Genomic DNA, 18,741 nt, shown 5'->3' with positions numbered 1-18,741 from the left:
CAGTCCATGTCGACGGCGCCGAGCGGGCGCCTTTCGAAATGCACCAGGCCAGTTGTTTCTCAGCCCCATCGGTCGAGCACCAGTTAAGGGGTGATCCCCGGCCTTTGGGTCTGGTCGTGGGCCGGGCTCGGAGACGGGTCGCGCCACCGGGAGTAGTCGTCGGCGAGACGGCGCAGGCCCGTTCTCATGCGCGGCTCGCCTAGCTCGGGCAGCAGGGCGGCCACGTGCTCGGCCGCCAGCGCGGCGAGCAGGGTGTGCGCGGCGTGGTCCGGGTCGGGTACGCCGTCCAGCAGGATCGCCACGTGCCGGTGCCAAAACCGGTAGGCCCCGATCCGGTAACGGGCGCCGGGCGTCGCCGTCTCCGACATCCGCACCAGGTCCAGGTGTTCCAGCAGGTAGTCGAGGTAGGAGTCGACGAACGCGGTGAGCCGTTCGGCGGGCGGCGCGCCGGGACCGAGTGGCGCCGGCCCGCGCAGGATCGCCTCCTGCAACACCCGCTCCCGCAGGTCGAGCAGCGCGACCGCCAGGCCCGCCTTGTCGCCGAAGCGGCGGAACAGGGTGCCCTTGCCCACGCCCGCGGCCGCCGCGACCTGGTCCATGGAGACCGCCGCCACCCCGCGCTCGGCGAACAGCCGGGCGGCCGCCTCGAGCACGGCGGCCCGGTTGCGTGCGGCGTCGGCTCGCTCCCTGGGCGGCGGGGCGTGGAACAGCTCCAGTGGGGTTGCGCAACCGGACTGCGGTCCGTTAATATCCTGGGACATAACCGGACTATAGTCCGTCTCCAGGAGGCAGTGGCATGACCGCACTCATCACCCGTGACGAGCTGAAGGCGGCGATCGACGCCGGAAACGTGACCGTCGTCGACGCGCTGGGCGGCGGGTACTACGCACAGCAGCACCTGCCCGGCGCGCTCGCCCTGGTCCCGGCCGAGGTCGACGCCAAGGCGCCGGCCTCGCTGCCGGACCGCGACGCCGCCATCGTCACCTACTGCTCCAACCCGGCCTGCCCCAACAGCGGACAGGTCGCCGACCGGCTCACCGCGCTCGGCTACTCGAACGTCCGCAAGTACCGCGAGGGCATCCAGGACTGGGTGGACGCCGGCCTGCCCACCGAATCGGCCTAGCCCACGAACCACCAGGAGCCATGGGCTGGCGGGGCGCGGGCGTGACCCGTGTCTCGCCAGCCATGGAACCGGCCCCGTCAGCGGCAGGCCGTCAGCCGCGGCCGCGGGCCGTCGGCCGGCTGGACGGACCGAGTGGGCTCGGCCGTGCCTGCCGCACGTCCTACGACGGGCGCCCGAGCTGATCGACGGCAACGGCTCGCCGCGTCGGCGATCCGTCCGGGCGCGTGCTATTCCGGTAGTTCGCCATTCCGAGGTAGTAGGAGGCGTGTTCGGAACAGGTCGAGGACCTGGTCGAGCGCCGCCCGCGTCGGCTGGCCCGGCTCGTCGATCAGGTGCTCGGTGACGACGGAGTGCGGCTTCATCAGCGCCTCGGGGTTGGCGCTGCTGTCGTCGAGTTCGACGGCGACGAAGGCGTCACCGAGCTGCTCCCGCAGGAACTGGAAACGCTGAGGGGGTGCGATGGTGTCGCCCCGGAAACGCAGGCCAAGCACCTGCAGGTTTTCCGCGGCGCACCGCCCCTTGATCACGTCCAGGTCGGCGCCGGAACAGTCGATGGCACCTTTTCTGCCCTTGGTGAGCGGAAACGGTAGGGACGGCGAAGCCAGCACCGGAGCGATCAGGCTGGGGTGGGTCGCCATCGCCAACGCGAACCCGCCGGTGAAGCACATGCCGATGGCCCCCACACCGGGCCCGCCGCAGCGCGTGTGCTCGTCCGCGGCGAGGGCGCGCAGCCACGAGACCACGGGTGACGTCCGATTCGTCGCCAGGACGGTGAACTCGCGGCTGACGCAGACGGGCAGCATCGACGACGCGCCGTATCGCATCCAGCCCAGCCTGCCGCCGGCGAGTGGGTCCTTGCCGGGAACACCGAACAGGTGCGGCATCACCGCGGTGCAGCCGATGCCGACGATCCGGCGCGCGAGCGCGGCCACCTTGGGAGTGATTCCCGGCATCTCGGCGATCACGATCACGGCCGGGCCCGTGCCAGCCCGGTACACCGTCCGAGTCCTGCCGTCGTGGGTGAAGCTCTTCGCCTCGAAGTCGGCGAGACTGTCGTCGGCCACGCCCCGGAGTCAACCAGAACGTCCGCGCTCCGGCGAGATCGGCGCGTCCGCACAGTTCGCGACGCGCCGACGGTGAGCGCCAGCAGCCCTCGCGCACGCCATCCCTCGCGTGCACCATCCCTGGCCGGACGCAACGAAGCCGGCGGTAGGCGACTTCGCCGGCCATCCACGCGCCGTTGGTTGATCACCTTTTCCGTGCCACCGATACTGGGCCGGTCTGAGAACTGCCACGAAGACGAGGGGCCATGCCGACCATCGACGTCAGCGGGGCGACGATCTCCTACTCCGACACCGGAGCTCCCACCGACCTGCCCGACGCGCCGACGATCGTGTTCGGCCACGGGCTGCTGTTCGGCGGCTGGATGTTTCGCCCGCAGATCACCGCTCTGCGCGACAGATACCGCTGCGTGGCGGTGGACTGGCGGGGACAGGGCGCCAGTCCGGCGGCCCCCGGCGGTTATGACATGGACACCCTCACCAACGACGCGGTCGCCCTGATCCAGAAGCTCGACGTGGCCCCGGTTCACTGGGTCGGACTGTCCATGGGTGGATTCGTCGGGCAACGCCTCGCGGCCCGCCACGGCGAGCTGCTGCGCTCGTTGACCCTGTTGGACACGAGTGCCGGCCCGGAAAATCCTGACAGGGTCGGGGAGTTTCGGCTGCTTTCCCTGGCCTACCGGTTCCTCGGCATCAGGCCGGTCAAGAGCAAGGTCGCCCCGCTCCTGTTCGGTGCGGGCTTCCTCGCCGACCCGGGTAGCGAACCCGTCATGGACGAGTGGGTCCGCCGGCTACGCCGTGGCGACCGCGCCGGGATTCGCCGTGCGGTCCTCGCGGTGGCGGACCGCGTGCCGGTGTACCAGGAGATCGGCGGAATCACCGTTCCCACGCTCGTCGTCGTCGGCGCCGACGACCTGGCCACGCCGCCGGCGGACGCCGAACGCCTGGCCGCCGGTATTCCCGGCGCCAAGCTACAGATCATCCCGAACTGCGGGCACACGAGCACCCTGGAACAACCCGCCGCGATCACCGATTTGCTGGCGAAGTTCCTCGACGCGGCCGACCAGGCATAAGCGACGCCGGCAAGTCAGCGGCGCGGCGAACCTGCGCCGGCGGCCGCAGCGGCCGCGCCAGGATGTTTCCCATGGATCTTCCGGGAATGGCCGTCGACGGTCGGCCGGACGCCAGTTCTCATACCCCACCGACGATCATTGACGCTCGACCGATGAGCCTCCAGCCGTGATCGGCGAATGGGTACGCCGCAGGTCAGGTCGTCGAACAGCGCAGGATCGGCTTCTCGGTGACCTCCGCCGTGCACACGGGTGGACACCATCCGGGTCGTCTACGATCCTGACCAGCCCGGACACGTGGCTCTGGCAAGCCAGCTGGATGGCGAGCCGATGTGGTGGGACCTGGCGGGGGCTGCTGCCGGGGCAGCGTTTGCCGTCGTCGGCGCGATCGGCTTGGCCAGCCGCCTGGGCAGATGCCGACGGTGAGCTCCGGAACAGGCGGCTCCGCCAGGGCTCGACGGCGAGGCGGACGCCAAAGGCGCTCAGCAAGAGGCCGGTGACGCGGTCCACCCAGCGCCGGACCGGGCCGTCCGCGAGGACCCGGATCAGGAAGTTGTACGGTCCGGCGCCGCACGTGGAGCAGGACACACCACGGGCGTCGCACCGCCCTATGCGGGCCCCGCGTAATCTCACAAACAGGAGCCCTGCCGGCACCGCCTCTCAACTCGCCGAGCGCGGCGGCGTCCTCGTTTCTCCCACGAAGACGCCGCATGGCACACCGCAGGGCGGCAAGCCGCCCGAAGAAGGAGACGACGTGTTCGACGGTGCGCACGTGATCCTCTACAGCCATGACGCCGCCGCCGACCGGGAGTTCATCCGCGACGTCCTCGGATTCCCCCACGTCGATGCCGGCGCAGGGTGGCTCGTCTTCAAGCTGCCACCCGCCGAAATCGCCGTACACCCGACCGACGACGCGCCACGGCACGAGTTCTACCTGCTGTGCCCCGACGTCGACGAGGCACTCGACGCGGTCGCGGCCACCGGCGTCGACGTTTCCCGCGACGTCACCGAACTTCGCTGGGGCCGGCTCGCCACGATTCCCCTCCCCAGCGGCGGCGAGTTGCCGATCTATCAGCCACTGCATCCCGTCGCCTACAACCTGGCCGACTGACAGCATGATCGCCGAGGCGGCTACACCCGCCACAACCCGACGTGCGAAACACGGGTCTGGCTCGCAACCACGAAGATCGTTTTATGGGGATGTCCCGACCGGCGGACCGTCAGGTGACCAGCGTCACATATGCTTTTGCGTCGTGACTTGAGTAATTTCAGTTGCTCGCTCTGACTCCGACGATCCCACCAGATCACCACCGGCCTCCAGCGCCACCGGCCACCGGCGGAGTTCCCTCGCCCTCCGTGGCCGGGCCAGGCCGGCCCTGATCACTGAGGGGTCGGGGAGTTCGCGGCCGTCAGGTCCTGGGTATGCGGAGATTGCGCATGGTCACGAGAGCGGTCGCGCACAGCGTCTCCCCCGTGTCGCCGAGCGCGAAGACATCCGCGGCGGCCACGGACAGGGTCATTCCGGGTTTGACGACCCGCCCACGCGCCACCACACTGTCGCCCCTGGCCGGCGCCACGATCTTGACCGTGTAGTCGATGGTCATGTTCGTCCATCCCGGCGGCAGCAGCGTTCCGGCGGCCGAGCCCCCGGCGAAGTCCGCCAGGGCGCCGAGCACGCCTCCCTGAATGAAACCGTCGTGCTGGGTCAGCTCCTCTCGGTACGGCTGAACGATCTCGACCTCGCCCGGCGCGATCCGCCCGAACACGAATCCCAGATGCCTGGCGGCGGGCATGCTGAGCACCGCGGCCCGCACGGCCTCGGCGAAGTCGGGATTCTGCGCCGTGAAAACGTCCACGTACCGTCCTTCCACGTGCCGTTTTTCCGCGTGCCGCCATTCCACAGGTCGGGCCGTCAGGCGACCGAGGACGTCTGCGCCGTCCAGAGCTCGAAACCGGCCTCGAGGTAACGTTTCCGAGCGGCGGCCCGCATGATCTTGCCACTGCTGGTCTTCGGGAGGCGGCCGGGCAGCGTGAGCACCAGGTCGCCCACCGAAAGCTCGTGCTCTCGCAGCACCGCCGCGCGGATCGACGCGGCGACCTCGTTCGCGTCGGCCTTCCGCCGCTGCTCGGCCCTGATCTCCTGGACGACCACAAGCTTCTCGCCGCCGGCGCCGGGAACCGAGAAGGCGGCGCACCCACCGGCCCGCAGCGCGGGATGCGAGGACTGCGCCGTGTGCTCGATGTCCTGGGGGTAGTAGTTCCTGCCCCGGATGATGACGACGTCCTTCAGCCGGCCCACGACGTACAGTTCGCCGTCGACCACCAGGCCGAGATCGCCCGTGCGCAGATAGGCGCGGCCAGGTTCACCGGCGCACTCGGCCTGGAAGGTGCCGGCAGTGGCCTCCGGGCGTCCCCAGTAACCCCGCGCGACGTGCTCGCCGGCGACCCAGACCTCGCCGATGTGGTCGTCGGGACAGGGGCGCAGCGTCTCCGGGTCCACGATCCGGACGTGCTCGTCGGACAGGGCGATGCCCGATCCGGCGAGAGTCCGACCGCCGCCACCGCGGGCGGCGGCGTACCGTCCGCGGCCGAGCGCTTCGGTGTCCATCTCGAGCATGCGCGGACCGCGGCCCTTCTCGCTGCCGGTCACCAGCAGTGTCGCCTCGGCCAGGCCGTAGCAGGGGTACAGCGCGTTCTCGCTGAATCCGAAGGGCGCGAACGCGTCGGCAAAGCCGCGCAGCGTCTCGGGCCGGATGGGCTCGGCGCCGTTGAACGCGACCTTCCAGCAGCTCAGGTCGAGCTCGGGCAGTCCCCCGCGGGCGGCGCGGGCGACACAGGCGTCAAAGGCGAAGTTCGGCCCGCCGCTGGTATGCGCGCGGTAGCGGGAGATGGCCGAAAGCCAGAGCAGCGGCCAGCGGATGAACGCCCCCGGTGACATGAGGATGCTGGTGGCCCCGAGGTGGAGGGGCTGCAGGACGTTCCCGATCAGGCCCTGGTCGTGGAACAGCGGCGCCCAGCCGACGACGGTCGAGTACGCGTCGTGGCCGAACGCGCGCCGGATCATCTCCTCGTTCGCGGACAGGTTCCGGTGCGAGACCATGACGCCCTTGGGATCGGAGGTCGATCCCGACGTGTACTGGAGGAAGGCGATGGCGTCCGGCGGGCACGGCTGAGGCTCGAATCCGCCGTCCGGGGCGTCGGGCAGCTGGTCGACCGGGAGCCAGCGCAGCTCCGGATGCAAGGGCTCCAGCGCGGCCCTGGTGGCCTCGAGCATCGCGCCGACGGTGAGCACCACGGCCGGCGCGCAGTCCCGGACGATGCGGTATGTCGCGTCCTGAACGTGATTCCTGCGCGGCGGGCTGGCGGGAACCGCGATGACCTGCGCGAAGAGGCAGCCGAAATACGCGACGATGAAGTCGAGGCCCGGCGGGAACAGGAGCAGCGCCCGGTCACCCGGTTCGCAGTGCCGGCGCAGCTGCTCGGCCACGGCCAGCGCCCGCGTGTGGAGGTCGCGGTAGGTCAGCACCGCGGTCTCCTCCAGGTACTCGTTGGCGAAGACGTATGCCCTGGCGGCCGGCTCGTCGGTCGCGCGGCGGCGCAGAACATCGGGAAGCGGTGTTCCTTGCTGTGTCATGCCCTGCCCTGTCCGCTGTCCGGGTGGGGCGCCGGAAGCTCACCCCAACGCCCGGGTGATGTGCGTCGCGATCGCCGATCGATGACGCTGATGAAAGAAATGGTCGCCGGAGAACGCGTGCATCCCGAAGTCCGCCGCGGTCAGGTCCCCCCAGGCGGCCACCTCGGCCGCGGTGACAATCGGGTCCTCAGTTCCGTGGAAGGCCGTGATTGGGCAGCCCAGCCGGGCACCCGGCTGGTACGCGTACTCCTCGGACAGCTCCAGATCGGCGCGGATCAGCCCGAGCGAGTACCGCAGGAGCGCCGGGCTTCGGCCCAGGGGCGGTGCCGTCCCACCCATCGTGGCCAGCGCGGCGGCGAACGCCTCGTCAGGCAGGTGATGAACCGGCGCCGTACGCGCCGGCCGCTGCGGTGCCCGGCGCCCGGAGACGAACAGATGCAGCGGTGGCACCCCCTCGGCGTCGAGGGCCCTGGCCAGCTCGAAGGCGACCAGGGCGCCCATGCTGTGGCCGTAGAGCGCCACCGGCAGGTCGCCGTGCCGCCTGACCCGCGGCAGGAGGGCGTCGACGGCGTCGCGGACCCGGCGGAACGCGGGCAGCGCCGCGACGTCCTCACGACCGGGCAGCTGGACGCGCACCACCGCGATCGACGGCCCGAACAGGCCGAGCCAGCGGTTGAACGACGCGGCGCCGGCGCCCGCGTGTGGGAGGCACAGCAGCCGCACGGCCGCGTCCGACGGCTCCCGTCGCGGCCCTGTGCCCGTTCGCAGCCAGGGGTCGGTCAGGAGCCGGCCGGCCGTCACCCGCGGCCCCGAACCGTGACCGGCAGGTTTTTCAGGCCGCGGACGATGAAGCTGTGGTCCTGCCACTGGAGCTGACCGCCGAGCAGCTCCAGGCGCCCGACGCGCCGGAACAGGTGGTCGAAGGCGATCTCGGCCTGCAGCTCGGCGAGAACTCCTCCCAGGCATCCGTGCATCCCGTGGCCGAACGCGAGATGCCCCCGCGCGTCCCGGCCGATGTCGAAGTCGTCCGGCTCGCCGAACACCGCGGGATCGCGGTTCGCCGCGCCCAGGCACAGGAGAACCTGGTCGCCCGTCCGCACCCGCTCCTCCCCGATCTCGACGTCACGGGTGGCGACCCGCTTGGTGAGCTGGAGCGGGCTGTCATAGCGCAGGGCCTCGGTGACGGCGCTCTTGCCCAGCGCGGGCCGGTCGCGTAGGAGATCGCCCTGGTCAGGATGGCGCAGCAGTGCGAGCAGGCCGTTGCCGATGAGGGATTTTGTGGTCTCGTTGCCGGCCACGAAGCACATGATGCAGACAAAGACGAGCTCTTCGTCGCTGAGTCGGTCGCCGCCGCCGCCGGTGCGGGCGGCGAGCAGGTGGCTGATCAGGTCGTCGCCCGGCGCGGATCGCCGGTGGGCGACGACCTCGTCGAGAGCGTGCGCGAACAGGTCGACGACCTGCGCGACGCGCACGAAGTCGTCGGCTCTCATCAGCCCCGGCTCGAGCAGGAAACGGATGTCGTGGGTCCAGGGGCCGACCTGCGCGCGCAGGCTGCCCGGCAGGTCCATCCAGTCGCACATGACCGTGAGCGGCAGGACCGCGGCGAAGTCGGCCATGGCGTCCATGCCGCCGTCGTCCAGGGCCCGCTGCACCAGGCGCTCGGCGATCTGGGAGACACGGGGCCGAAGCCTGGCGGCCGCCGGCGCGGTGAAAACACGGTTCACCAGGCCACGTAGCCGCGCATGGTCCGGGTTGTCGGTGAAGACCAGCGACTTGTTCCCCAGCCGCACGATCCGGTCCGCGTCGACATGCGCGAACCGGTCCGCCTGCTGGCTGACCAGCCGCGGGATGAGCCCGGCGCTGAACGTGCGGTCACGCAGCACGCCCCGCACATCCGCGTGCCGGGTCAGGACCCACATGCCCAGCGTCCTGTGCACGGGCCGGATCTCGCGCAGCTCGCGGTAGACCGGATAGGGATCGCGCTGGAACTCGGCGCTGAAGGGGTTGAACCGGACCGGCGGCCGAGGCTGCTCGGCCGCGCGCTCGACGCCCACCGGCCGCGTCCGCGGGACCATCCGCCTACTCCCCCGGGCCCGCGAAGTACCGGCGGTCCCCCGAGCCCGCGAAATACCGCTGGTCATATGGGCGCAGCACGATCCTCAACAGGCAGATCTTCCCCATGCGGAATCCGAGCGCCGAGAGCTTCAGGTAGCGCTCGTACCGCGCCACCGTCTCCGGTCCGACGAGCCCGGCGGCCTCGTCGCGGCGGGAGCGCAGCCGGCGTGCCCACCGCTCGCAGGTCCACGCGTAGTCGAGGCGGCCGTTGCTCACCGACCGCACCTCGAACACGCCCTCCGCGGCGGCCGTGATCTCCGCCAGGGTCGGCAGGTCCGCGTTCGGAAAGATCTCCCGCTGCATGAACGCGCTCGCGTCGTCGCGGGACATGTTCGCGTAGGCGATCGTCTGAAGCGACAGCACGCCGCCCTGGTTGAGCCAGCCGTGGCAGCGGCGGAAGAACTCCCGGTACAGGCGCACCTTCTCGGCCGGTGGGTCCGCCGGGGTGGCGAAGTGCTCGAAGGCGCCGATCGAGATGATCCCGTCGAACGGGGCCGCCGGCTCGTAGTCCAGCCAGTTGTCCGTCCGGACCTCCACGCCGGGGTATCCGCGGTCGCGGACGTAGGCCGCCTGTTCGTCGCTGAGGGTGAGCCCGACGGCCCGGGCGACGCGGTGCGTCTCGGCCAGCCGCGCCAGGACCGCGCCCCATCCGCAGCCGATGTCCAGGACGCTCGTGGCCTGACCGGCACCGATCGCGTCCAGGTGAAAACGGATCTTCCGTTCCTGGGCGGCTTCGAGAGTGTCGTCGTCACCGGCGGGCATCGCGCACGAGTAGGTCAGGGACCGGTCCAGCCAGAGGCTGTAGAACGCGTTGCCGACGTCGTAGTGGTGACGGATCGCCGCCGCGGCCTGACTGGTCCGGCCGGTGTCGGCCGACACGGCCGTCACGGCTGGGCCACCTGCCGCGGGCTGTGGGCGTACAGGTACGCGGCGACCGCGCTCAGGTTCGGGTTCTCGAACAACGCCTCCGGCGGGAGGTCCACGCCGTAGCGCTCCTCGACCTCGATCAGCAGGGACACGGCGAGCGCGGAGTCGACTCCCAGCCGGTCGAAGTCCGCGTCCGGGTCGATCGACTCGACCGACACCTCGAGCAGGTCGGCGAGATACGCCCGGCACCACTGGACGATCTCCGCCTGGGATGGCGTCATCTTGGCTGCTCCTTATGCCGCGGCGGCGGTGACGGGATCGTCTTTCCTGGACACGCGCCTCGACCTGATTCGTTCCTTGGACGGAACGCCGAGATCCGAGGCGAGGCCGCAGGCCGCGAGCAGCCTTATCAGCCAGTAGCCCGGGTCCAGGCGGTACCAGCTCAGCCCGAAGGAGGGCGACTCCGGGAACGCGTGATGGTTGTTGTGCCAGGACTCCCCGAGAGTCAGCAGGGCGAAGAAAGCGCCGTTTCTGCTCCTGTCCCGGGACTGGTAGGGACGGGTACCGACCATGTGCAGCACGGAGTTGATCGACCAGATGATGTGTTCCAGCACGAACATCCGCACCAGCCCGCCCCAGAGCAAGCAGCTCAGCGCTCCGGTCCAGCTCTGGTAGACGATCCCGCCGACAAGCGCGGGGACCGCGAGCCCGAGCGCGACCCAGTAGTAGTAGAGCCGGGCGACGCGCAGCAGCGGGCGGTTCCTGATCAGGTCTGGCGCGTAGTGCGCGACGTTCGGGTACTCGTGCCGACGCATCCACAGGAAGTGGGAGTGGGCGAGGCCGCGCAGCCGGCCCCGCGCGCCCCCGCCGGCGAGGTTGGGCGAGTGTGGGTCCCCCTCGCGGTCGCTGCGCTCGTGGTGACGCCGGTGCAGGGCGACCCAGGACACCACGGGGCCCTGGCCCGCCATCGAACCGAGCACCGCGAGCGTGCTCGCGACGGCGGGCACCGCCTTGAAGGTGCGGTGGGTGAAGAGCCGGTGATAGCCCACGGTCACCCCGAGCCCGGTGACGAGCCACAGCGAGAACAGCAGCGCGACCTCCGTGACCCCGATGGGGCGCACCGCCAGCAGGGCGAGGGCCGCCGCGGTGCCGAGAATCGGCGCGACGTCGAACAGCAGGAAGTGGCGGCGCTGGAGGCGGTGCAGATAGGGACTGCTGATGGTCTTTCTGCGCGGCTCCGGTCCGTCGGCCCCGTTGTCGGGCTCGGGAATGTGCATCGTAGGCTGGGCGTCAGCCATTTTCCGACCGCCCCTCCTGAGCGCTAGACCTTCAGGTCGTCAGCGTTACGCCCAGGACCGTAACAGGCGGCCGGCATCACCTCGGCCATCCATTGTCGACACCAATCGCGGGATCAGGAAACAACCGTGGGTCCGGTGGGTGGCTCAGGGCAGGGCCGCGCCGCCGTCGGTGCGCGGCGTCAGCGCGCACCCACCCCGCCGCCCCGGCCCCGTATGATCGGGCCGGCCCACCGGCCGCGCCTCCCGACCGCTCACCGCTCGGCCTTCGGGCCGGCCGGCGGCCGGGCGCCACCGGCCCGCGCGACAGGAGCCGCCATGGCCTCGACCCTTGCCGCCGGCGCGGAGAACGGCACGCAGGCGCGCATCCTGCGCCACCTCCGCGACGGCGGTCCGCTGTCCCGCGTCGAGCTGGCGGAACGCATCGGCACGTCCCGCACGACGGTGGCCACCGAGGTGAGCCGGCTCGCCGAGCTCGGGCTGGTGGACGACATCGGACCGGGCGTGTCCCGGGGCGGCCGGCGCGCCACCCTGGTCGACCTGGCGGGGCGGCTGCGTTTCGTCGGCGTCGACGTCGGCGCCACCTCGCTGACGGTCGGGATCACCGACGGCCGGCTGCAGGTGCTCGTGCAGCGCGAGGAGGACCTCGACGTGCGCCGCGGCGCGGAGCACGTGCTCGGCCGCGTCCTGGAGCTGACCAGGAAGCTGCTCGCCGAGCAGCACCTGGCCCGGCCGGCCGGGCTCGGCATCGGGCTGCCCGGGCCGGTGAACTTCCACACCGGCGCCCCGGTCGCCCCGCCGATCATGCCGGGCTGGGATGGCTACCCGGTGCGCGACGTGCTGGCCCGCGAGCTCGGCTGCCACGTGCTGGTCGACAACGACGTCAACGCGATGGCGCTCGGCGAGCTGCACGCCGGTGTCGCCCGGTCGGCGAGGGACTTCCTCTTCGTCAAGATCGGCACAGGCATCGGCTGCGGCATCGTGGTCGACGGCCGGCTCTACCGGGGGGTCGACGGCTGCGCCGGCGACATCGGGCACATCCAGGCCGAGGAGTCCGGGCCCGCGTGCGCCTGCGGGAACTCCGGCTGCCTGGAGGCGTTCTTCGGCGGAGCCGCGCTGGCCAGGGACGCGGCGGCGGCCGCCCGCTCCGGCCGCTCCCCGGAGCTCGCCGCGCTGGCCGAAGGCGGCGCCCCGCTGACCGCGGCCGACGTCGGCACCGCGGCCCGACACGGCGACCAGGCCGCCCTCGCGCTGATCCGCGACGGCGGCCGGCGGGTCGGCACCGTGCTCGCCGGCCTCGTCTCGTTCTTCAACCCGGGCCTGGTCGTCATCGGCGGCGGCGTCTCCGGGCTCGGGCACCTGCTGCTCGCCGAGATCCGCGGCGTGGTGTACCGCCGGTCGCTGCCGCTGGCCACCGGCAACCTCCCCGTGGTCCTCACCGAGCTGGGCGACGCGGCCGGCATCGTCGGCGCCGCCCGCCTGGCGAGCGACACGGTCTACTCCCCCGGCTGACCCGCGCCCTCCCCCGCCGCGCCAGGCCCGGGGAGGTGGCCGAAAGCCCTGGGGTGGTGCTCGGCCGCAATGGCACCGAAACCGGGTGGCCATGTTCGGGGGGTTAGCTCGGGGAAGAGGTCTCGTGGGTGGCCGGCGGTTGGTTACCGCCTCCACGCGGCCCTCGGAGGACGGTCCTGATATGAGGGCGGCCCCACGGACTTCCGGCAACCAGCACCAGGATCGAGCCACGCGGCACGACGGGCCCGATCATCTGGTGATCTCCGAACATCCAATTCTTCGCAGGTTCTGGTACGCCGTGTGTCTGGCCGGGAGTCTGGGCGACGAACCGGTGGCGATTACCGTTCTAGGCACCCCCCTTGTGCTCTGGCGCCCTTCTCCGGGCGCCCCGGCCAGCGGCGCGCTGGACCGGTGCGCGCACCGGGACGCACCGCTCTCACGGGGCTGGATCGCCAACTGCCATCTGGTCTGTCCGTACCACGGTTGGGAATGGGACGGCGCCGGACACACACGGCGCATTCCACAGTTCCCGAACGCGCCGCATCCGACGAAGAGTGGCCTGACCATGGTCGCGACGCGGGAGCGGCACGGAATGGTGTGGGTCTGCCTGGCCGACGATCCGATCGTCGACATCCCGCCGTTGCCGGAGTACGACGACCCCGCCTGGCGCGTGGTGCCGGAATACGAGTTCGACTTCGCGTGCACCGCCATGCACCTGTTGGAGAACAACTTCGACCCGGCCCACGTCGCGTTCGTGCACCGGAACACGTTCGGAAACCCGGACCGCGCCGAGCTGACCGACACGGTGGTGACCCGCGAGCCACACGGCCTGCGCTCGCGTGGCCAGGTCAACGTCGAATCCCGGCCCGGTGAGATCGGCGCGACGACACGTACCACCGTCGCCGACCTGTACGCGCCGTTCTTCGCTCGTATCCACATCACCTATCCGGACGGCCTGCGGCATCTGATGACCAAAGCGATCACGCCGGTCGACGACGAACGGTGCCGACTGGTGCAGATCGTCCTGCGCACCGACACCGAGCAGGAGCGCCCCGCCGCCGACATCCTGGCCTTCGACGTCGCCGTCGAGACCGAGGACCGTGACCTGCTCGACCTGCTGCCGACGCCGTTCCCACTCGCGCCGCACCTGAACGCCCACGCCCGGGCCGACCGCAACAGCCTCGCGATCCGGCGCCTGTGGACCGACCTGGTCACCGGCCGCTGGCTGCCCTCCTGCTAGACGAAAATCGCCGGCGGCCGGTACGCGGGACGCCGCCGATCAGCTGGTGCGATTTTCGGAGTTCCGACTCCGAAAATCGCGCCAGATCATGAGCCGGGCCATGATCTGGTGCGACCCTCGGCGACGCCTCGATCACCGGTCCGAGGATTTCCCTCTGGATCATGGACCCGGCCATGATCCAGCGGAGTATCGACGCTTCCCCGGCTCGCCGGCGTTGGCCCGTCGTCGCGCCCGGGCTGGCGTGCCACCGCTGCTCAGCGATCAACGGGTTCTTCCTGTGAGTCGCCACGCTCCGACCTCGGGGAGATGGGCGTGGTGGCGACCAGCGCAGGGTGTCCCTGCTCCATCAGACGTCGTCGCGGCGCTCGCCCCTCTCACAGTTCACCGGGCCGAACCGCCGACCGACCTGCGCTTGCTATGGCAAGCGCCTAGCAAGCGCAGGTGAGACGAGCTGCAACCAAGGCCGACGAGGACGACCCTCATCGATCACGGTCGACCGGTCGCCCGTCTTCGGCACAGGGCCGCTCCATCGAACTTTCGTCAATGACTTTGAAACTTATGAAGATGACCTCTTGACCTGGGTTGAAGGGATCTCTAACTTGACTGCAGGCCGATCAAAGTTGGTCGGAAGTGGCGCAGATCATGGGATCAGTGGTGGACAACGACCCCGCCTTACCGAACACGTCCGATCCGCTCCTAGCCGTTACCGGTGTCGTCAAGACGTTCCCCGGTGTGCGCGCGCTCGACGGCGTCGACCTCGACGTCCGCGCCGGCGAGGTGCACTGCCTGCTTGGCCAGAACGGGGCCGGCAAGTCCACGTTGATCAAGGTGCTGTCCGGGGCGCACCAGCCGGACGCCGGCGCGATCCACTGGCGCGGCGAGCAGGTCAGCCTGCAGACGCCGACCGCCGCGACCAGGCTCGGCATCGCCACGATGTACCAGGAGCTCGACCTGGTCGACGGCCTGTCGGTCGCCGACAACATCTTCCTCGGCCATGAGCTGGCCCGCGTCGGGCTGTCCCGCCGGCGCGCGATGGACGACGCCGCCCGGGCGCTGCTCACCCGGCTGGGCCACGCCGAGATCCCCGTGAACCGCGAGGTCGGCCACCTGTCCGCGGCCGGCAAGCAGGTCGTGAGCATGGCCCGCGCCCTGTCCCACGACGCGCGGCTGATCATCATGGACGAGCCGTCCGCCGTGCTCGACGCGGACGAGGTCGACAACCTGTTCCGGCTGGTCGGCGACCTGACCGTGCACGGCGTCGCCGTCGTCTACATCTCGCACCGGCTCGCCGAGATCCGCCGGATCGGCGACCGGGTCACGGTCCTCAAGGACGGCCGCACCGTGGCCCGCGGGCTGCCGGCCCGCACCACGTCGACCGACGACGTCATCCGGATGATGACCGGCCGCGCCATCGAGCACGCGTTCCCGCCCAGGGTCGGCCCGGCCCCGGACGCCCCCGAGGTGCTGCGGGTCAGCGGCCTCGGCCGCCCGCGCGAGTTCCACGACGTGTCGTTCGCCGTGCGCGCCGGGGAGGTCGTCGGCCTCGCCGGGCTCGTGGGCTCCGGGCGCTCGGAGATCCTTGAGACGGTCTACGGCGCCCGCCGGGCCGCCACCGGCGAGGTGCGGGTGGCCGGCCGGCGGCTGCGCCGCGGCTCGGTCGGCGCCGCGGTCGCCGCCGGCGTCGGGCTGTGCCCCGAAGAGCGCAAGAGCCAGGCCCTGCTGCCCGACGAGCCCGTCTACCGCAACATCACGCTCGCCACGCTGACGCGGTTCGCCGCCGGGCCGTTCACCCGGGACGGCCGCGAGTCGGCGGCGGCGAGCCAGCAGGCCGGCGCGCTCGACATCCGGCCGGCCGGGGTGGCCCGCCCGGTGCGCACCCTGTCCGGCGGCAACCAGCAGAAGGTCGTGCTGGCCCGCTGGCTGCTGCGGGACTGCCAGGTGCTGCTGCTCGACGAGCCGACCCGCGGCGTGGACGTCGGCGCCCGCGACGAGATCTACGCCCTGGTCCGCCGGCTGGCCCGGTCCGGGGTCGCCGTGGTGCTGGTCTCCAGCGAAGTGCCCGAGGTGATCGGGCTGGCCGACCGGGTCCTGGTGGTCGCCGCCGGCCGGGTCGTGCACGAGGCCGCGGCCACCGACATCAGCGAGTCCCAGGTCCTCGACCTGGTCATGGAGGAGGGACGCGTCGCGTGAACGAGCCACACCTGACCGACGCCCCGGCACTGGACCCGGCGGCGGCCGAGGCCCCGGCCGCCGCCGAACCACTCGAGCCGCCGGCAGCGGCACCGCCGGCGGCGATCCCGCCAGCCGCGGCGCCGTCGGCCGCGGCCCTGCCAGCCGCCGCGCCGCCAGCCGCGGCACCGCCGACGGATGAGCGGGCGCGGGTCGAGCGGGCCGCGGTCGAGGCGGACGCCGCCGTCGCCCCGGGCCTCACCGGCGCGCTCGCGGGGAAGGCTGACGCCGCCGAGGCGCGGGGACCGGGCATGGCCGGCTGGGCGGTGCTGGGGAGGCTGCTCGGCGGCGGCGCCGGCCGGAACCTCGGCCTGATCGCGGCCCTCGCGCTGATCTGCGTCATCGGGCTCATCACCGCCGGCGACCGGTTCGGCAGCACCGACAACACGCTCACGGTTCTGCGGCTGGCGTCGGTCATCGGCGTCGTCAGCGTCGGCATGACGTTCGTCATCGCGGGCGGTGGGATCGACCTGTCCGTCGGCGCCATCGTCGCGCTCGCCTCGGTCTGGTCGACCACGCTCGCCACCCAGAACATGGCCCGCGACTCGACGTTCCTGGTGATGGTGTTCGTCGCGCTCGCGGTCGGCACCGTATGCGGCCTCGTGAACGGCATCCTGGTCGCCTACGGCCGGATCGTGCCGTTCATCGCGACGCTGGCGATGCTGGCGTCGGCCCGCGGCCTCGCCGAGGAGATCTCGAACCGGCAGACGCAGGTCGTGCGGGTCCAGGGGTTCCGCGACTTCTTCCGCGCCGAGCCGGGTGGCATCCCGGTGCTGGTCATCATGTTCGCGCTCGTCGCGCTGGTCGGGTGGGTGGTGCTGAACCGGACGACGTTCGGCCGGCGCACGTTCGCGGTCGGCGGCAATCCGGAGGCGGCCCGGCTCGCGGGCATCAACGTGCGGCGCCAGACCCTGTGGCTCTACACGCTGCTCGGGTTCTGCTGCGGCATCGCCGCCATCATGATCACGGCGCGGACCACGTCCGGCACCTCCACCCACGGCCTGCTCTACGAGCTGGACGCGATCGCCGCCGTGGTGATCGGCGGCACCCTGCTCTCCGGCGGCCGCGGCACGATCGTCGGCACCGTCCTCGGAGTACTGATCTTCACCACGGTCAGCAACATCTTCACCCTGAACAACCTGACGACCTCCACCCAGGCCCTCGCCAAGGGCCTGATCATCGTGGCCGCCGTGCTCCTGCAGAAACGGCTGGCCCGGGAGAACACGCGGATGTAGTCCCGCGCCGTACCCACGCAGCTCAGCCGTCATTGGCGACGGCGCATCAGCGCAAGTACCAACCCGACCACGTCGTCAGCCCGGACCCAGCCCGACCACCCCCATACGCCTAACCCCGGAACCACGCATTGAGGGCGCGCAGCGCCCGAGGCGGAGCGGCGATGGTCGCCCCTGGGCGACCTTGAGCCGACCGCCGCTCAGAACGATCCAGGCTCAGAACGATCCAGAGGGAGCGGGACATGGCACAACTGCGCGGCACGATGCTCGGCCGGCGCCGGTTTCTCGCCGGCGGCGCGGCCTTAGGCGTGGCGGGCGTCGCGACGCTCGCCGGCTGCACCAGCAACGACGACGACAGCTCCGGCGATGCCACCAACGTCTCCACCGGCGGCGGCGGCGACAACGCCGCGGCCGGCAAGCAGATCACCATCGGGTTCTCCGCCCCGGCCGCCGACCACGGCTGGATCGGCGCCATCACCCGCAACGCCCGCGCCCAGGCCGGCGTGCATCCGGACGTGACCCTGAAGGCGACCGAGGGCACCAACGACCTCAATCTGCAGATCGGCCAGGTCGAGACCCTCATCAACGAGGGCGTCGACGTGCTGGTGATCCTGCCGCATGACGGCAAGGCGCTGACCGAGGTCGCCCGCAAGGCGATGCTCGCCAACATCCCGGTGATCAACCTCGACCGCGTCTTCGACAGCTCGCTGGCATACCGGACCTGGATCGGCGGGGACAACTACGGCATGGGCGTCGCCGCCGGCAACTACATCGCCGGGCAGCTCAAGGCCAAGGGGGTCAGCAATCCCGTCATCGCCGAGATCCCCGGCATCGACAGCCTGCCCCTCACCCAGCAGCGCAGCCAGGGCTTCAAGGACGCGCTCGCGACCGCCGGTCTCAAGGTCGGCCCGCGCGTGCCGGCCGAGTTCACCGTCGAGTCCGGGGAGCGATCCGCCGCGAACCTGCTGCAGGCCGCGCCGCGCATCGACGCGCTCTGGAACCACGACGACGACCAGGGCATCGGCGTCCTGTCCGCGATCGACTCGGCCGGCCGCGACGAGTTCTTCCTGGTCGGCGGCGCCGGGTCCAAGGACGTCATGGACCTGATCAAGGCGGACAGCGGGGTCGTGAAGGCCACCGTCACCTACCCGCCGACGATGGCATCCTCGGCGATCAACCTGGCCCGCCTCGTCGCGCAGGGCAAGACCCTGTCCGACCTGGTCGAGAACGACGTCCCGTCGTCGATCACCCTCGCCTCCGTGACGGTCACCAAGGACAACGTCGACAGGTACCTCAAGTTCGGCTTCGCGTCCTGACGCACGGCGCACCGCCATCCTGACCGACGGCGCGCCGCCGTCCTGAC

General features: G+C 71.2%; 17 protein-coding genes and 1 pseudogene. 9 read left to right on the top strand and 9 right to left on the bottom strand.

Translation table 11 applies throughout. The annotated features are described in order from the left end of the window. Window positions 1-83: 83 nt before the first annotated feature. The gene (locus QOZ89_RS07940; protein WP_312623411.1) at window positions 84-761 is read right to left on the bottom strand and encodes a TetR/AcrR family transcriptional regulator; all 678 of its coding nucleotides are present in this window, start codon (window positions 759-761) and stop codon (window positions 84-86) included. A gap of 35 nt (window positions 762-796) precedes the next feature. On the opposite strand from QOZ89_RS07940, the gene QOZ89_RS07935 reads away from it, so the two are divergent. After that, complete coding sequence (locus QOZ89_RS07935; protein ID WP_071051168.1) at window positions 797-1,123, top strand: rhodanese-like domain-containing protein; 327 nt, start codon at window positions 797-799, stop codon at window positions 1,121-1,123. Window positions 1,124-1,350: 227 nt separating this feature from the next. Here QOZ89_RS07935 and QOZ89_RS07930 read toward each other — a convergent pair whose 3' ends face one another. After that, a complete protein-coding gene (locus QOZ89_RS07930; protein ID WP_071051167.1) occupies window positions 1,351-2,187 on the bottom strand; it encodes a dienelactone hydrolase family protein in 837 nt (278 codons plus the stop codon). Window positions 2,188-2,432: 245 nt separating this feature from the next. Here QOZ89_RS07930 and QOZ89_RS07925 point away from each other — a divergent pair, with 245 nt between their 5' ends. Together QOZ89_RS07925 and QOZ89_RS07920 are read left to right on the top strand one after the other, a co-directional pair. Beyond that, the gene (locus tag QOZ89_RS07925; RefSeq protein WP_071051166.1) at window positions 2,433-3,257 is read left to right on the top strand and encodes an alpha/beta fold hydrolase; all 825 of its coding nucleotides are present in this window, start codon (window positions 2,433-2,435) and stop codon (window positions 3,255-3,257) included. Between the two features lie 751 nt (window positions 3,258-4,008). Continuing rightward, a complete protein-coding gene (locus tag QOZ89_RS07920; RefSeq protein WP_071051165.1) occupies window positions 4,009-4,365 on the top strand; it encodes a VOC family protein in 357 nt (118 codons plus the stop codon). 298 nt (window positions 4,366-4,663) lie between these two features. On the opposite strand, the gene QOZ89_RS07915 is transcribed toward QOZ89_RS07920, so the two are convergent. Genes QOZ89_RS07915 through QOZ89_RS07885 form a run of 7 tightly spaced genes read right to left on the bottom strand, consistent with a single transcriptional unit; the run spans window position 4,664 to window position 11,168 of the window. Next, window positions 4,664-5,110: a PaaI family thioesterase gene (locus QOZ89_RS07915; protein WP_071051164.1), complete on the bottom strand. Its 447-nt coding sequence runs from the start codon at window positions 5,108-5,110 to the stop codon at window positions 4,664-4,666. A gap of 56 nt (window positions 5,111-5,166) precedes the next feature. Continuing rightward, a complete protein-coding gene (locus QOZ89_RS07910; RefSeq protein ID WP_312623410.1) occupies window positions 5,167-6,888 on the bottom strand; it encodes a fatty acyl-AMP ligase in 1,722 nt (573 codons plus the stop codon). Window positions 6,889-6,927: 39 nt separating this feature from the next. Next, window positions 6,928-7,689 (bottom strand): thioesterase II family protein, encoded by a 762-nt coding sequence (locus tag QOZ89_RS07905; RefSeq protein ID WP_241842008.1) that lies wholly within the window; start codon window positions 7,687-7,689, stop codon window positions 6,928-6,930. Continuing rightward, window positions 7,686-8,963: a cytochrome P450 gene (locus QOZ89_RS07900; protein ID WP_071051162.1), complete on the bottom strand. Its 1,278-nt coding sequence runs from the start codon at window positions 8,961-8,963 to the stop codon at window positions 7,686-7,688. The genes QOZ89_RS07905 and QOZ89_RS07900 overlap by 4 nt, the downstream gene beginning before the upstream one ends. Window positions 8,964-8,967: 4 nt before the next feature. Further along, window positions 8,968-9,891, bottom strand: coding sequence for an SAM-dependent methyltransferase (locus tag QOZ89_RS07895; RefSeq protein WP_071051161.1), 924 nt, complete (start codon window positions 9,889-9,891; stop codon window positions 8,968-8,970). After that, complete coding sequence (locus QOZ89_RS07890) at window positions 9,888-10,151, bottom strand: acyl carrier protein (RefSeq protein WP_071051160.1); 264 nt, start codon at window positions 10,149-10,151, stop codon at window positions 9,888-9,890. The genes QOZ89_RS07895 and QOZ89_RS07890 overlap by 4 nt, the downstream gene beginning before the upstream one ends. A gap of 12 nt (window positions 10,152-10,163) precedes the next feature. After that, window positions 10,164-11,168 (bottom strand): acyl-CoA desaturase, encoded by a 1,005-nt coding sequence (locus QOZ89_RS07885; protein ID WP_071051159.1) that lies wholly within the window; start codon window positions 11,166-11,168, stop codon window positions 10,164-10,166. A 315-nt stretch (window positions 11,169-11,483) separates the two neighbouring features. On the opposite strand from QOZ89_RS07885, the gene QOZ89_RS07880 reads away from it, so the two are divergent. The 6 genes and pseudogenes from QOZ89_RS07880 (at window position 11,484) to QOZ89_RS07855 (ending at window position 18,694) form a co-directional block, all read left to right on the top strand. Continuing rightward, window positions 11,484-12,677 carry an ROK family transcriptional regulator gene (locus tag QOZ89_RS07880; protein WP_071051158.1) on the top strand — a complete coding sequence of 398 codons (1,194 nt, stop codon included), beginning with the start codon at window positions 11,484-11,486 and terminating at the stop codon, window positions 12,675-12,677. 91 nt (window positions 12,678-12,768) lie between these two features. After that, a pseudogene (locus QOZ89_RS07875) lies at window positions 12,769-13,200 on the top strand (Rieske 2Fe-2S domain-containing protein); the annotation flags it as partial. Between the two features lie 42 nt (window positions 13,201-13,242). Further along, complete coding sequence (locus tag QOZ89_RS07870) at window positions 13,243-13,917, top strand: hypothetical protein (protein WP_241842016.1); 675 nt, start codon at window positions 13,243-13,245, stop codon at window positions 13,915-13,917. Window positions 13,918-14,559: 642 nt separating this feature from the next. After that, a complete protein-coding gene (locus QOZ89_RS07865; protein ID WP_071051216.1) occupies window positions 14,560-16,107 on the top strand; it encodes a sugar ABC transporter ATP-binding protein in 1,548 nt (515 codons plus the stop codon). Further along, window positions 16,104-17,381 (top strand): ABC transporter permease, encoded by a 1,278-nt coding sequence (locus tag QOZ89_RS07860; RefSeq protein ID WP_083419252.1) that lies wholly within the window; start codon window positions 16,104-16,106, stop codon window positions 17,379-17,381. Before QOZ89_RS07865 ends, QOZ89_RS07860 begins: the two co-directional genes overlap by 4 nt. A gap of 239 nt (window positions 17,382-17,620) precedes the next feature. Beyond that, a complete protein-coding gene (locus QOZ89_RS07855; RefSeq protein WP_071051156.1) occupies window positions 17,621-18,694 on the top strand; it encodes a substrate-binding domain-containing protein in 1,074 nt (357 codons plus the stop codon). The last annotated feature ends 47 nt before the right edge of the window (window positions 18,695-18,741 follow it).

The sequence above is a fragment of the Pseudofrankia coriaricola genome (genome assembly GCF_032027725.1).
GTDB lineage: Bacteria > Actinomycetota > Actinomycetes > Frankiales > Frankiaceae > Pseudofrankia.
Note: the sequence above shows the minus strand (reverse complement) of the source record. Positions and strands in the feature narration are given on the sequence as shown.